We start from the raw sequence: 14,619 nt of genomic DNA on the forward strand, positions 1-14,619 counted from the left end.
CCAAGGCCACATGCCTACTTGGAGCCAATCGCCACACGGGAACTAAGCAGAGACAATGTGCCGGAAGGCATGGGGTTTCACGACGCCGAGCCCGGCGCGCTTCCCGGCCCGGCCGAGCATCCGGCGGGCCCCGACCGGCGCCCATGGCTGCCCCGAGTTCTTGCCGTGGAGCTGGACCAGGAGCATGCCGTGCCCGGCGGTGCCGCGCGGGTACTCGCCGCCGGTGAGGTACTCGAAGTAGGTGTGCACCATCGCCGGGCTGACCCGCTTGATCAGCCCGCCGGTCACCGTGCCGCCCTCGATGCGCCAGGGGAGCTTGGTCTTCGCCTCGGCCCGGTTCGGGTTGCCGGGCCGGTGGCAGACGTGGACGTGCGGGGCGCGGCACTCCCCGCAGGCCGCGTTCTCCCGTAGGTGCAAGTCCACCAGGTGCAGCCCGCAGAGCTCACCGATCCGCAGGCCGCCATCGGCCAGCCAGGTCACCACCAGCCTGTCGCGGGCGGCGTTCACCACCGCCAGGAGCTTGTCCCGCGCCCCGTCGGGGAGCATCTTCGGGTGCCGACGGCGCGGCCGCGCCGTCGCGAGCGGGTTGGTGGGCAGGGAGGTCTTCACATGCCCCAGGAACGCGCGGCGCCGGTCCGCCCGCGTGGGCAGCCGCGAGACGTCGAGCTTCTTGCCGAGCTCGCCATTCACGCCCAGGGACGACTGATGCAGGTAGAAGCCCTTCAGACAGGCCGCCGCGGTCGACAGCGCGGAGCGTCCGTAGGGGCGCTTGCCGATCCGCCACGGCTCGCCGAGCGGCATGCGGACCTCCGCACCGACGATACCCATGTAGCGCTCAAGGTCTCGCAGCACGACCTTCTCGAAGGCCAGGCACTCGCGCTCCAGCCACCGCAGATGGTCCACCAGGTAGTACGCGTAGGTCCTCTGCGTTCCCGACCCGTCGTGCACGCGCAGGAACCGGTCCGCCTCCGCATGAAGACGGCCCTCCGGCCACACGATCGTCCACGACCGCCGCCCGTCCTTCCGGTCGATCCGCTGAACCCTCAGGTCCCCGACCACCACTCGCCGTGCCACTCGTCCTCCGTACCGACTCCGGAACATGAGGGGCGCTCCGGACACGGTCGGTAAACGAGCCCGCGACGCCCAAGTCACAGGCCCAGAAGGACATCACGGGCAGCACTACCCGCGGTCGGTAAATTCCACGATGACCGGCGACCCGTTCTCATCCAAGCCGAGCGAGTCAATCCGGCCCCCGTGCACCGGCCCCGTGGCGTACTCGCTCGCCAGGAACCGGACGCCCAGCAGCGTCTCTATGTGCGCCTCGACCAGACCCTGCACATCGGCCTCGACCTCAGCAAGGTGCGGCATGACCTCGGTCATGCCGCCATTTGTCGTATCCGCGCGAAACAGTTTCAGGCCCGACACCTTCCTCCTCGGCTCGGAGATCAACGCCGAGTCGGGGCAGGATTGTTTCCGCAAGGGGCCTCGGGAATGTGAAGGTGGCGTGAGAGGCTACCTACGGTCGCCGCGAGGAGCCCGACGTCCCACGGCTCCCAGGGATATCGAAATCCCACATACGTCCCACAAGATCGCGGGACGAGCGCTCAGAGGACTGCGTTTCGGCAGGTCAGACCCCACTGCTCGATGGATAGGGCGAGTGCCTTCTAAGCACCTGCACCATCCCAAGTCAGCAGCCCGCCCTTTTTGGGCGGACTATGACAAGACGCTGTCTCACCCCCCAATTGCCATGCAAGTGGAATTCGGGATTGGGAGGGGTATCGGCTAGCCCGATCCTCCGCACATATTGATCTGAAACGCTTTGGGTTCGGGCTCGTTGACGGTGTGTGAGTGATCTGGTGGGGGATGCGCGGACCTGGTCGCCGGATGCACAGGAGGCTGTGCGGTTGCTGGCGGTGTCCGCGCTGGTGGAGGGCCGGGATCGGGGAGAAGTTGCAGCCCTGTTCAAGGTGTCGGCCAGGGCCGTGGACAACTGGTGGGCGAAGTGGCAGGGCAGCGGGCGGGACGCACTGCTGTCCCGCCCCCGAGGCCGTCGTGTGGGTGAGCACCAGGCCCTGTCCGAGGCCGAGCAGGCCGCCGTTCGGCAGGCCGTCCTCGATCACACTCGTCCGGCCTGGGGCTTTGCGGTTAGTTGTGGACGCGGGGGCAGATAGGCAGGCTGATCTTCAAGCTGTGCGGGGTCCGCTTCACCGAGCCCGGGGTGGGTCGGTGGGGGTGACCTTCCAGCGGGCGGTCGAGCAGGATCCGGAAACGGTCCGGACCTGGCGCGAGGAGACCCGGCCGACGATCCGGGCCAGGGCGAAGGCGGAGAACGGCGAGATCCTGTTCGCTGATCAGGTCGGGATCCGCTCGGACCAGGTCACCGGCCGCACCTGGGGCGCCAAGGGGCGGACTCCCGTCGTCCGCCGCACCGGGAACCGGTTCTCCGTCAAAGCGATGTCCGCGATCAGCACCCGTGGCCGGATGCCCTTCATGGTCTTCACCGAGTCCTTCGACGCGAAGGTCATGTGCCGCTTCCTCACCCGGGTCGTCGGACACTTCGACCCCAAGGTCCATCTGGTCGTCAACCGGCACTCGGCCCACCGCTCGAAGGCCATCCGCGCCTGGCTCGCCGACCCCAAGGACGGGATCGAGCTGCACTTCCTGCCTTCGTACTCACGCAAACTGAACCCGGACGAGCTGGTCAACGCCGACCTCAAACGCAGCCTGCCCCACACCCACCAGGCCCGGAACCAGGCCGAACTCGCCGCCGAAGCCCGCAGGTTCTTCCGCCACCGGCAACGCCAGCCCCACATCACCGGCTACTTCGAAGCCGCGCACGTCCGCTTATACCACGGCTCCGAGATTAGATTAGGATGATCCCAATAGCGTCTCGGCCTCCGAATTACGGCCGGACAAGCGCCCAGCCTCCACTATCTGTTCCGGGGTCATTGATGGCACCAATTTGATGGCTTCATGGATTCCGTCACCGCTTCCCCGGTCGAGCATGGCCAGATACCACCTGACCGCCTGCACCAGATCGGGCTCACAGCCAATTCCGTCACGATATCTACCGGCCGCGGCAAACATGGCCGGAGCATGCCCTGACCTGGCGGCCCGCACATACCAGTCAAGAGACTCGTCTTCGCGACCTTTCTTAGCCAACTGGTCACCCAAAACCGCGCACGCCTCCGGAATTCCCAAATCGGCAGCCAGCTGCAACCAACGAGAGAATTCCCGGAAATTCCGCGCAACGCCGACGCCATGATAGTAATTAACCGAAAGGTTAAACGCGGAATATCCATCACCAGCATCCGCCGCTTGCCGAAATAGGACATTCGCGCGTGCAGCGTCCCGATCCAGTCCGATGCCTTTGGTTAACATGAAGCCCAATTCGCGCATTCCCTCCAAAACACCCGCATCAGAGGCTTCGCCGAACAGGCACGCAGCACGGCCCAGGTCATTTCGTTGGTCCAGCAGGACAGCAGCCAGTAGCGCCTTCGCATCCGCGCTTCCCTGACCGACAGCCAGTTCCAATGCTGGAACAAGAGATGCAATCTTCACTCCAACATTCATCGCTCCGCGGCGCTTCGCATGAAAGTACCAATTTCCGGCGCCAATCAAATCGCCTCGATCACAAGCATCCTCGGCGCGCTTAACCAGTTCCTCCACAGAAATCCCCACAGGAAAAAGACGCCAATTCAACATACCCTCAATCATGCACGCCTCTAATTCGAATGATCTCGACAGGAGTACCTGTCCACTGCCGTTGCCGTGTAAATGCTAAGAGGGCTCATCAGATCAAGATCTGGTGAGCCCTCTTAGCATTTACACGGCAACGGCACGAGCCACAACCGGAAGCTTACGAATTCCGTCAGGTCAACGCTCGAATACGTGGCCTACCAAGCGAAGACGCCATGAAGGAACTTTCAACTGCGTCAACTCCTTCTGGACCACTCGCCGGCCGATGCAAGGTCGCCGATGAGATGACCGACTCACTGCTCAAGGTCAATTGAACCTTGACGGGATGCTAGCACCGAAGTGAAATAGCGACCATCCTCGTCATTTTCATCATCTGGTACAACGTTACGCGAAAGTACAATCCCAAGCTGGGGCGCCACCATCTTGAATCCATATTCGTCAACGCTAATGTCATCAATGCGCGAAAGGAAGTTAATTACCTCATCGGCCGGAGTCGATAGGAGGTCAAGACCCCGAAAGCGCACGACGAAACTTTCGCCCGATCCTGATCCCGATACTTGGATTGATTCGACAGATCCTTGGCGGTCCAGTCGAGCTTTGACGATCATATGAAACGTATAGCTCGCAAATCCCCGAGGGCGCGCCTGGAATGCATCTGGCTCCCGGTATCCATCGATAGCCCGAAACGCACTATGCAGTTCTGACTCCGTCAGTCCGAGCGCAAACGGGCCGATTCCTTCAGCGGGTGTGACTTCCAGTTCGAGCACAGAGCAAACCTTTCATTTGGAGCCATCAACCGGAGAACTTCGGGATCAGAACAAAGCCATTTGGAAGCTGATGGAAGATGGAACGATCCTCAGATTCTGATATTGCGCATTTCCCGACAAGGAATCCAGAAGTTGATTGATCGCGCTATCGTACTTTCCGGGAAAGCGCGTAACTACGTCGTTGATATCATTCTGCAATGCCTCATCAATTCTCCCTTGCGAAACGAGATGTCGCTGCATCATTTGCCACGCCGTGGACTCTCGAAATGAATCAGTGCTCCAAAGCTGAGTATGGTCAGCCTCTTCCATACGGATCGACGGACCGGAGTAGGCCGTCATTCCCTGACCCTTAAAGGAAGACTGAGGAGGCATGTGATTGACCTCATTTCCGGTCCCCGAAGGCTTAACGCGCCCGTATTTACCTCCGTCCGGACGGGTTCTTGGGCATGCATTGTGCACGAGGACCGGCGTGGTACCTGCGAGTACATAGTACGTGTGCTACGCGGCCCCTCTCTATCTGCGTATTCGCAGATCAGCGGCGGTTTCGGGTTCCGCTGGTGTCCGTGGTTGTGCGGGGGAATCCGTGAGTGTTGCCGTCGCTACTGCCGTCAGGGGTACGGGAGTTGCGTCGCGCTGTTGCTGGGGCGGCTGTGACGCACGTGGACCTTACTGCCATGCGCCGGGTTCCGCACGGAGTATGGCGCGTGTGGTCTGCTCGTACAGCTCGTGGCCGGTGGTGGCGCAGTGTTCGGCGATCCAGCGGGTCAGCTCGCCCGGGGTGTGCAGGGTGCCGGATGCGGCGGCGCAGTCGTGTTCTTCGCCAGTGACGCAGACCGCTTCGTAGCCGGGCAGCGTCATGGGGTCGGGGACAGCGGCCACGCGGTATTCACGGAATCGGTAGCGCCCTCGCGTGGCGCTGCGGGCCGGTGTGGCGGGGTTCGCGGCGTCAGGCATCCTCGTCCACCTCTTCCTCCTCCGGATCCGGGAGACGCAGCCCGCGCGAGTCCGCCACCCGGAGCGCGTCGGCCAGGGCTTCGGTCAACCGGCAGGCCAGCCAGCGGTATTCGGTGGCCGACAGGCTCTTCGCGCCGGGGGCCGTAGTGTCGCGGGCGCACTCCAGCAGTTCCTTGCCCATGCCCAGCTGTACCGACTCGATGCTGTCGGCGAGGGTGGAGAGGTAGCCGCGACCGTCGGTGCTGAGGTAGCAGGGCTTCCCCTCGGGGGTGGTCCATGGCAGCAGGCGCGGGCCTGTCAGTCCTGCTGCCGCGTCGTGGAGATCCCTGCGGCGCATGCGGTCCGCGTCGCTCCTGGGCTGATTCACCGTGTACCCCCGGGCCTGGGTCGCTGATAGAGACACAAGGACCGTAGGTACTGACGGACCGTCACCCCAGGTCTGCGTCAAGGCAGTTGGTGACACATGGTGCGGAAAGTGTTGCGCTGCGTGGCAGTTAGCCGATGACGCCCAGGTGGTCGGCCATCTCACGCATGTCGGCGGTGAGGGTGCGCTTGCGCTTCTTGAGGATCTCCTGCATCGTCTCGGCGGCCATCCGCTGGTGCCGCAGCCATTCGGGGGAGGCATGGCGGACGCCTGCCAGCTCATCCATCGCGCCGGTCAGGTCGCCGGTGCGGGCGAGGGCGCGGGCCACATCGAGGCGGTGGCGGTTCCAGTTGTCGTCGCTCGGCCTGCCGGTGTACTTCCACACCTTGGGCGACATGGCGTCCTCGCTGGACTTGCGTACGACAGTGCGGGCGTCGCCCACGACCATGGCGTCCTCGACACCCTTCATCCCGACGGTGAGCGGTCCGAAGGTTGTCCAGTGCCGGAAGAACGATCCGGTGTGCTCCCGGCCCACGGCGGCTGCGGCGGTGGTGGCCACCCGGTGGTATTGGCGGGCTTCCTGGGGGCGGTTGTTGCGGCCCGCGGCTGCGGCGGCGCGCAGGGCGAGCCATCCCCAGGCCGCGCATTCGTCCGGTGTCGCGCGCGAGAGCCTCGGTTCGATCACGTCGGCGGTCTGGGCGGCGAGTTGTTCGGCTTCGTCCAGGCGGCCCTGGCGCAGCAGGAGCCAGCACATGCCGATGACGCCGGAGGCCGCGGTGAGGGTGTCACCGGTGCGGCGGGCGTCGGTGATCGCGTGGGACAGGGCGGCAGTACGCGAGGTCGTACTGCCGCACCTGGGTCAGATAGCGGCCGGCCAACTGCATCGCCTCGGCACGGGCCAGGAGGGCCTGGTGGTGTTCTTCGCCATGGTCGAAGTGGGCCACTGCGGTGTTGGCGTCGCGCAGGAGGGCGGGCAGTTGGGAGGCGACGCTCGTGTAGCTGTCGGAGTGGTAGAGCACAGCCCCGTCGTGGACGGGGCGGCGAAAGCGCCGCAGGTTCGGCTCCTCCTGGGCGCCCTCGCCGTCGGTGTCGGCCAGTCCCACGGGCGGGGTGAGGGCGGCGCGAAGCTGGATCAGGTTGACCCGGTTCGGGTCCTCTCCCCGCCCGACGGGCTGGGGAGCGTCCGGGGCCAACAGGGTCGCCGTCGTTACGCGCAGTGCGCGGGCCAGGGTGTGCAGAGTCTCCATGCGGACGGTGCCGCCCTGTTCGACCTTGCGTACGGTTCCTGACGATACGCCTGCACTGTGGGCCAGTTCCTCCTGGCTCATCCCCGCGCGGCGCCGGTACTTGCGGACGTTGTCGGCCAGCTCGGTCGTCATCAACTCACCACCTCCCACCCCACGGTACGCCCGACGAGCAGGCGATGGGCCGGCCTCCGGCAGGATCACGGCCTGAGTGGGAGGGGGTCCCTCGTCGGTCGGGCAGCTTCGCCGTGCCAGGGTTCCCCGGGGGCCGCCAAGGCTCACCTCGTGACGCGTGCGCTCGGCCTTGGCGGCCCCCGGGGGTTCCTGGTACGCCTCCGGTGACCGGGCGACGAGGGACCCCCTCCCGCGACCGCGAACCCCACACCACGACGAAACCGCACCCGACCCACATGCCCCATGCCCCTCGGAGGGAGGGCCGGGGTCTGGGGCGGAGCCCCTGGAAAGGATTCGCTGTGTGGGTTGTAGCGCGCCCGGACCGGCGGGGCCGGCGGCGAGCGGGGCGGAGACAGGAGCGGGCAGCGGCCCCGCAGGGCCGGGCGCGCGCGGGCCGCGCCAGCGGGCCGCCTCGATCAAGTAAAGAAACTCTGAACAGCTCGCTCACTGCGGTGGCTGGATCTGGCTGCCTGGCGGGGCGTGGGCCGCTTGTCAGGGGCGCTTCTTCGCCTGGGAGGGCTTGTCTTCGAGTTCCTTGCGGGCTGCTGCGGGGTCGTCGTGGAGCGGTGGCGCGAGTTGGCCTCGGCGGGCTAGTTCTCTGGTGATCTTTCGCCCCTTCTCGACTGCCGCCTGATGAGCCTCGCGGGTCCGGTTGAGCTCGTCGTGGAGCTGGCTGGCGAGCGCCTTGAGCTCGGCGTCGGAAAGGTGCGAGAACTCGCCAGCCACACTCCGGACCTGGCGTTCGAGCTCCTCGCGCTGGAGGTGCTGGACGACTTTGGACCTGGGGTGCTTGCCCGGCGTGGGGGCGGTGCGGACGAAGACGCCGCGTCCCTTGACTGCGTAGATCAGTCCCTCGCTCTTCAGGAGGCGGAGGGCGTTCTGCGCGGTGGAGTTGGCGATGCCGAACCGCTCTTGCAGCTCACGCGCCGAGGGAAGTTGGCTGCCTGGAGGGAAGACCCCTTCTTCGATCTCTTCGCGCAGGGTGTCCGCTGTCCGGACGAAGGGAGGACGGTTGTCCTCGGCTCGGGCCGAGCGCCACCCGGGCGGGAAAGGGCCGTCCTCGTCCGCCTCCCCGTCGGTTTCCCGTCCCTCGGTGCCCTTCTCGTCGAGAGGCAAGCTGACGTAACTGCCCCGGCCGAGCACGGAGTAGACCAGCCCCTCCTGCCGCAGGACGCGCAGGGCGTTCTGGACGGTGGAGCTGGCGACGCCGAACCGCTCTTGCAGGTCACGTGCCGACGGCAGTCGCTCACCGGGCTGGAGTTCGCCGCTGAGGATGGCGGCCCGCAGCACTTCGGCGGCCTGAAGGTAGGGGGGCCGCGAGTCCTCGTCCAAGGGCAGTGTCATGAGCCAACCGTAGCGGCCGTAGCGCCCACGACGCATGCCCACGTGGCCGACCTGATCGACCGTCCCACCTAAGCGAGCGTTGCGTCCGTATCGCCGTAGCGCTATGGTCGTGGCGAGTCGATCAAGCGGCTCCATTGAACGAGGATGTGATGGCATGGCCATGACTCGAATCCGTGTTGCTCTGCTGCCGTCGGCTGTGTGCATCGCGGGCACCGAGCCGGTGCTGAAGATCAAGGACCAGCAGACCGGGGAGGTCGCCACCGACCGGGAGACCGGCGCGTCGCTGCACACGGTGATGGTGATGCTGATGGAGGAGGGCCGGGCCGAGGTTCTGAAGATCACCGTTCCGGAGACCGGTCTCGCGGCTGGGCTGAAGCCGGGGGTGATGGTGCGGCCGGTGGAGCTGTTCGCGACCCCGTGGGCGCGCATCTTCAACGGACAGCTCTCCGACGGCGTCGCCTACCGCGCTGCCCGTCTGGAGCTGGTGACGGTGGAGGCGGCCCAGTGATCCCCTTCGAAAGCCCCAGGCCGGAGCGGGAGTTGCATCCGCTCCGGCCCCTGCCGGGGAAGCACATGCTTCGCCTGATACTCGAAGAGGGGGCGTGAACGTGGAAGCCGTGACGGGATATGCGCCGGTCGCGCTGCTGACCGTGGTCGTGCTGGTCAGTGTGTGGCTGCTGGTGACGGTGGTGCGCTACCTGCGGGCCGACCGGGGGACGCGGGTGAGCATGCGGCAGGCCGTGCGGGTCCGCTGGGGCTGGGTACGCCTCGCGCGGATGGCCGGGCTGACGGTCACCGACAAGACCCCGAGCCTGCTCGCGCAGATCACCGCGCAGAAGGACGGTGCCACCCCCGCGCCCCGGGTACTGACGCCGAAGATCAAGGTGAAGCCCGACCAGTTCGGGGTGATCGTGCGGGCGCGGACGCTGCCGCAGGTCGGGCTGGAGGAGTACCAGAAGTCGGCGCGGTTCCTGGCGGACGCCTGGCGGTGCACGCGGGTATCCGTGCTGCCGGACGGCCCCGGCAAGGTGGTGATCCGGGGCGTGCGCTCCGATCCCCTGACCACGACCACTGAACACCGGCCCACCGGCCGGCCCCCCGTGGACCTGACGCGCTGGGAGCTGGGAGTGGACGAGTACGCCGCGCAGGTGTGCGTGTCCCTGGCCAATGTGCCCGGGGTGACCGTGGCCGGCGTTCCCGGCGCGGGCAAGACATCGGGGGTCAACAAGTTCGTCTGCGACTTCGCGCCGTCGGCGGCCGTGCAGATCGCGACGGCGGACGGGAAGGTGTCGCAGGCTTCGGAGGGCGACTACGCCGACCTGGTCAAGCGGATGTTCGCGTTCTGCGGGGATGACCTGGATGAGGCGAACGCGCTGTTCAAGCGGCTGGTGGAGCTGCGTAAGCGACGCTCGGCGACCATCCGGGACGTGCTGGGTGTGAAGAACATGTGGCACGTCGGCCCCTCTCCCGAGTGGCCGCTCACGGTCCTGATCATCGATGAGGCGCATACGTACTTCCGCGAGTACAAGAGCAGCGACGTGACCACCAAGCGACTGGCCGCGTTGACGGCGGAGAACGCCCGGCTGGTGGAGGACCTGGTCAAGAAGGGCCGCAGCGTCGGCATCCTGGTGATCCTGATCAGCCAGAAGACCACCGGCGACGCCATCCCCACCTTCATCCGCGACGTGTGCCCCATCGGGCTGTCCTTCGCACAGAAGACCGTGGAAGCCGCGGTCGCCGCGCTGGGGGACGACATCCGCAACTGGCCCGACGCCAGCCCGGTCACCTTGCAAGACCCCGCCTACGTCGGCGTCGCGGTGATGGCCATGCAGGGCCGCCCCGGCTACACCCGCATCCGCACCCCCTACGTCTCGGATGCCGACGCGGCCCGCGTCACCGAGGACACCTCGCACCTGACCGCCGACCCGGACCTGTGCCTGGACGCTCTTCTCCGCTCGACCGGCAGGACGGCACCGCCCCCGCCTCCGCTCGCCAAGTGATCCCGAAACACCCACACCGGAAAGGAGGTTGAGGACATGGCGGAGGAACGGTTCACCCGGCGCATCGTGACCATGGTCATGGCGGTCATCGCGGCCCTGGCCTTCGTCTTCTCCTTCGGCAACGTCTGGGCACTCGCCCTGCGGCTCGGCGTCCCCCACCCGATCGCCCCACTGATCGCCCCCATGGTGGACCTGTCCGTCGTCGGGCTCCTCGTCGCACTGCGCTTCCTCGCCCTGCGCGGCGTCCCCAAGGGCGAGTTGCGGGCCGGTACCCGGCTGCTGCACCTGTGCGGCCTGCTCACCCTCGCCCTGAACACCGCCGAACCACTGCTGGCCGGACGCTACGGACGGGCCTGCCTGGACACCGTCGCCCCGCTTCTGCTCCTGGGCTGGGGCCACGTCGGCCCCGCCTTCCTCGCCCAGTTCCACACCCTCACCCACCCCACCCGGCACCTGGAGGCAGCCGCCATCTCCGGACCGGCGCCCGGCGAAGCACCCGCACCCAAGCCCCCGACGCCCGCCCCGGTCGTCGTCACCTCCCCGGCCGAGGAACTGGACCCGGCTCCAACTCCGGTCGCCGTCACGAAGGCAACTCGGCCCGCCTCCGGCCCGGCCCTGCCGACCGCCCTGCTGGACGCGGCCCGGCGCATCGCGGACACCCACCGCGCCGAGCACGGAACACCGATCACCGCCGCCCACCTGGGCACACGCATGGGCATCGCCCTGCCGGTGGCCACCACCGCACTCGCTCAACTCTGAACCCCGGCCCGCATCGGCCACATCCCCCTCGCTGAAACCCACGCCCGCCCCCTGGGCCTGGTTCGTCATGCCCCGAGCAGCACCAACACCACTCCCTGACGGGCTGGTTGCTGCTCGGGGCTACCCACCCGAACAGAAGGGACACGCCCCGAATGGTCACCCTGGACCTGCGCCACGTGGCAAGCCCCGCCGTACGGGACCTGCTCCACCTCGTTAACCACCCCGACTTCGACCGCGCACAGCAGCAGATCGAACACCTCGGCGGCTGCACCGAGCCCGTGCGCCTGACCGGCCACACCACCACCGTCGACACCACGACCGGCGAGGTACTGCGCACCTACACATCCTCCACCGAGCCCACGGGCAGCCTGCTCACCGCATGCGGCAACCGCCGCGCCTCCCGCTGCCCGGCCTGCTCCCGCCTCTACGCCGCCGACACCTACCACCTCATCCGCGCCGGCCTCTCCGGCGGCAAGACCGTACCCGACACCGTCCGCACCCACCCCCGCGTCTTCGTCACCCTCACCCCACCGTCCTTCGGCCCCGTCCACAACCGCCTCACCACCCCCGGCGGCGACATCCGGCCCTGCCGCTGCCGCAAGCTCCACGAACTTAACGACGCCCTGATCGGGACGCCGCTCAACCCCACGACGTACGACTACGAAGGCGCGGTCCTGTTCAACGCCCACGCCTCCGCCCTGTGGGCCCGCTTCACCACCTACCTGCGCCGCGAGATCGCCGCCCGACTCGGCATGACCCAGAAGGCCGCCCACGCGGTCCTGCGGATCTCCTTCGCCAAGGTCGCCGAGTACCAGCAGCGCGGCCTGGTCCACTTCCACGCCGTCATCCGACTCGACGGCCCGGACGGCAACACCGCGCCCCCGCCGCCGTACGCCACCGTCGCCGTACTCACCAAGGCCGCCCGCGCCGCCGCCAAGCGGGTTCACGTCACGGTGAAGTCGGATGTGGTCGGGGAGCGTGAACTCGGCTGGGGCGAGCAGTTCGACGTGCGCGAGATCGCCTCCTTCGGCACTGACGCCGAATTCACCGATCAGGCCGTGGCCGCCTACGTGGCGAAGTACGCCACCAAGTCCGCTGACGCCTCCGGCACCCTCGACCACACCCTGCTCTGCCGCCCCTGCCAGGGACGCGGCGCCACCCTCCTGCCCCACGGAACGCCGCTCCCATGCACTGCCTGCGACGGCACCGGGCAGGCCCGCCCGCTGACCCGGCTCCCCGTCGCCCGGCATGTGCGACGGATGATCCGCACCTGCTGGGAACTGGGCAGGCTGCCGGAGTTCGCCCACCTCAAGCTCCGGAAGTGGGCGCACATGCTCGGCTTCCGGGGCCACTTCTCCACCAAATCCCGCAGCTACTCCACCACTCTCGGCGCGCTGCGCGACGCCCGCCGCGCCTGGCGCACCGAACAGTCCCGCGCCCACTCTGGCCTGCCCGAGCCCGACCCGACGACCACCCTCGTCGTCGGCCACTGGAACTACCTCGGCTCGGGTTACAGCCCCGGCGCAGCCCTCCTCGCCGCCCACGTCTGGCACCGCAAGCAACTGGAACGGCAGTTCACGGCCGAAGGCGGCAGCTGATGATCTCGCCCCCGCCCACCGCCCTCCGTCCGGAGGCGGCATCCGCGCTGGAGCTGCTGACGGTGCCCCAGGTCATGGCCCGCCTCCAGCTCGGCCGCTCCGCTGTCTACGACCTGCTCCGCTCCGGCCAACTCGCCTCAATCACCCTCGGACGCGCCCGCCGCATCCCATCCCACGCGCTCACCGACTTCATCCACGCCCGCCTCGAACAGGAAGCCGCCTGATGACCACGCCCCGCGACACCCCCGCCTCCCGCCGCGTCCGCGCCAACGGTGACGGAACCGTCTACCAGCGCAAGGACAGCCGCTGGGAGGCCGCCGGCTACGTCCTCGCCCCCGGCAACACCCGCAAGCGCGTCCGCGTCTACGGGACCACCCGCAAGGAAGCCCTGGCCAAGCTCACCGAGAAGATCGCCGCCAGCAACCGCGGCCTCCCCGCACCCTCCGCGCAGGGCGGCCTGACTGCATACCTGACGTACTGGCTTCAGAACGTCGCCGTCCACCAACTCCGCGAGAACACCCACACCCGCTACACCACCGTCACCCGGCTCTACCTCATCCCCGGCCTGGGCAAGAAGAAGCTCGCCAAACTCACCGCCAAGGACGTCCGCACCTGGCTCAACCAGCTCCGCACCACCTGCCAGTGCTGCGCACGCGGCCTCGACACCGCCCGCGACCGCCCCCTCTGCTGCGCCGCCGGAACGTGCTGCTCCAAGCGGCTCTCACCGCTAACCCTGGCCTACGTGCACTCCGTCCTCAAGTCCGCCCTGGAGCACGCGGTACGCGAGGAGGAGATACCGCGCAACGTCGCCCGCAACGTCCGCACCGGCACACCCCGACCCCGCCGCTTCGAACCCCTCACCGCCGACGAAGCCCGCCAGTTCCTTGCCGCCGCGCGCGGACACCGGCTCCACGCCCTGTTCGAACTTGCCCTCCACACCGGGCTCCGCAAGGGCGAACTCCTCGGGGTGCGCTGGGAAGACCTCGACCTGGCCGGCGGAACCGCCAGCATCCGCCGCACCCTCCAGCGCACCAACTCCAGCGGCCTGACCGCCCTCCCGACGAAGACCCAGAGCTCGGAGCGGCGGATCGCACTGCCCACCGAGTGCCTGCACTCCCTCGAACAGCACCGCGAACGGCAGCGCCAGGAACGCGAAGCGGCCGGGACCGGCTGGAAGGCGAGCGGCTACGTCTTCACCCGGCCCGACGGTTCCCCGATCGAAGGCGCCACCCTCACCCGACACTTCAACACCCTGCTCCACCGCGCCAGGCTCCGTCGCATCCGGTTCCACGACCTCCGACACTCAGCGGCGACCCTCCTCCTGGAGCAGGGCGTCGAACTCGTCGTGATCAAGGAACTGTTGGGGCACGCCCACATCGGCGTCACCGCCACCGTCTACGCCCATGTCCGGCTCCGCCTCCAACGCGACGCCATCGACCTCCTCGGCCACGCCCTCCGCAACACCGCCGAGATCACTGGCAAGCCCGACGACGGCAACGAACCACCCCTCTGCGCAACGCCCGTCCGCTGACGTTGCCGTCAACTACTGCCGTCAGACCCTCGCAGTACGCCGAAGCGGCCCCGCCGGAGATACTTCCGGTGGGGCCGCTTCCGTCATACCAAGGCGGATCGAATCGGATCAGTTGGGTCCCATCCAGAGTTCCATGCCATTTCAGCTCCGTGGGCGTGGAAGAAATTCCTCTCCGATGGATAGAT

General features: G+C 67.4%; 15 protein-coding genes and 2 pseudogenes. 7 read left to right on the top strand and 10 right to left on the bottom strand.

Translation table 11 applies throughout. The features are described 5' to 3' along the window. Positions 1-42: 42 nt before the first annotated feature. Positions 43-1,074 (bottom strand): integrase, encoded by a 1,032-nt coding sequence (locus C8250_RS07820; protein WP_203218429.1) that lies wholly within the window; start codon positions 1,072-1,074, stop codon positions 43-45. Positions 1,075-1,194: 120 nt separating this feature from the next. Further along, positions 1,195-1,425: pseudogene (locus C8250_RS07825) on the bottom strand (transporter); the annotation flags it as partial. Positions 1,426-1,904: 479 nt separating this feature from the next. Here C8250_RS07825 and C8250_RS07835 point away from each other — a divergent pair. Further along, positions 1,905-2,877 (top strand): annotated as a pseudogene (locus C8250_RS07835) (IS630 family transposase). On the opposite strand, the gene C8250_RS07840 reads toward C8250_RS07835, so the two are convergent. The 8 genes from C8250_RS07840 to C8250_RS07870 all read right to left on the bottom strand — a co-directional run bounded on the left by C8250_RS07840 (position 2,869) and on the right by C8250_RS07870 (position 8,546). Beyond that, a complete protein-coding gene (locus C8250_RS07840; RefSeq protein ID WP_187144780.1) occupies positions 2,869-3,705 on the bottom strand; it encodes a tetratricopeptide repeat protein in 837 nt (278 codons plus the stop codon). The pseudogene C8250_RS07835 and the gene C8250_RS07840 overlap by 9 nt on opposite strands. A gap of 287 nt (positions 3,706-3,992) precedes the next feature. Then, on the bottom strand, positions 3,993-4,466 hold the full coding sequence (locus C8250_RS07845; protein ID WP_138357939.1) for a hypothetical protein: 474 nt from the start codon (positions 4,464-4,466) through the stop codon (positions 3,993-3,995). Positions 4,467-4,511: 45 nt separating this feature from the next. Next, a complete protein-coding gene (locus tag C8250_RS07850) occupies positions 4,512-4,805 on the bottom strand; it encodes a hypothetical protein (protein WP_138357938.1) in 294 nt (97 codons plus the stop codon). 327 nt (positions 4,806-5,132) lie between these two features. Next, entirely contained in the window at positions 5,133-5,420 is a 288-nt protein-coding gene (locus tag C8250_RS07855) for a hypothetical protein (protein ID WP_138357937.1), read from the bottom strand. Then, a complete protein-coding gene (locus C8250_RS07860; RefSeq protein ID WP_138357935.1) occupies positions 5,413-5,757 on the bottom strand; it encodes a hypothetical protein in 345 nt (114 codons plus the stop codon). Before C8250_RS07860 ends, C8250_RS07855 begins: the two co-directional genes overlap by 8 nt. 157 nt (positions 5,758-5,914) lie before the next feature. Then, positions 5,915-6,538 carry a hypothetical protein gene (locus tag C8250_RS44780; RefSeq protein WP_346268721.1) on the bottom strand — a complete coding sequence of 208 codons (624 nt, stop codon included), beginning with the start codon at positions 6,536-6,538 and terminating at the stop codon, positions 5,915-5,917. 31 nt (positions 6,539-6,569) lie between these two features. After that, a complete protein-coding gene (locus C8250_RS44785) occupies positions 6,570-7,163 on the bottom strand; it encodes a helix-turn-helix transcriptional regulator (protein WP_346268722.1) in 594 nt (197 codons plus the stop codon). Between the two features lie 531 nt (positions 7,164-7,694). Then, positions 7,695-8,546 carry a GntR family transcriptional regulator gene (locus tag C8250_RS07870; protein ID WP_138357934.1) on the bottom strand — a complete coding sequence of 284 codons (852 nt, stop codon included), beginning with the start codon at positions 8,544-8,546 and terminating at the stop codon, positions 7,695-7,697. A gap of 154 nt (positions 8,547-8,700) precedes the next feature. On the opposite strand from C8250_RS07870, the gene C8250_RS07875 reads away from it, so the two are divergent. The 6 genes from C8250_RS07875 to C8250_RS07900 all read left to right on the top strand — a co-directional run bounded on the left by C8250_RS07875 (position 8,701) and on the right by C8250_RS07900 (position 14,434). Then, positions 8,701-9,054 carry a hypothetical protein gene (locus tag C8250_RS07875; protein ID WP_138357932.1) on the top strand — a complete coding sequence of 118 codons (354 nt, stop codon included), beginning with the start codon at positions 8,701-8,703 and terminating at the stop codon, positions 9,052-9,054. Positions 9,055-9,148: 94 nt separating this feature from the next. Then, the gene (locus C8250_RS07880; protein ID WP_346268723.1) at positions 9,149-10,546 is read left to right on the top strand and encodes a cell division protein FtsK; all 1,398 of its coding nucleotides are present in this window, start codon (positions 9,149-9,151) and stop codon (positions 10,544-10,546) included. A gap of 36 nt (positions 10,547-10,582) precedes the next feature. Next, positions 10,583-11,305, top strand: a complete 723-nt coding sequence (locus C8250_RS07885) for a DUF2637 domain-containing protein (protein ID WP_138357931.1) — start codon at positions 10,583-10,585, stop codon at positions 11,303-11,305. Positions 11,306-11,457: 152 nt separating this feature from the next. After that, entirely contained in the window at positions 11,458-12,903 is a 1,446-nt protein-coding gene (locus C8250_RS07890; RefSeq protein WP_138357929.1) for a replication initiator, read from the top strand. Beyond that, the gene (locus tag C8250_RS07895) at positions 12,903-13,127 is read left to right on the top strand and encodes a helix-turn-helix domain-containing protein (protein ID WP_138357928.1); all 225 of its coding nucleotides are present in this window, start codon (positions 12,903-12,905) and stop codon (positions 13,125-13,127) included. The genes C8250_RS07890 and C8250_RS07895 overlap by 1 nt, the downstream gene beginning before the upstream one ends. Then, on the top strand, positions 13,127-14,434 hold the full coding sequence (locus tag C8250_RS07900) for a site-specific integrase (protein ID WP_138357926.1): 1,308 nt from the start codon (positions 13,127-13,129) through the stop codon (positions 14,432-14,434). Before C8250_RS07895 ends, C8250_RS07900 begins: the two co-directional genes overlap by 1 nt. The last annotated feature ends 185 nt before the right edge of the window (positions 14,435-14,619 follow it).

The organism is Streptomyces sp. So13.3 (assembly GCF_005860785.2).
Classification (GTDB): domain Bacteria; phylum Actinomycetota; class Actinomycetes; order Streptomycetales; family Streptomycetaceae; genus Actinacidiphila; species Actinacidiphila fildesensis.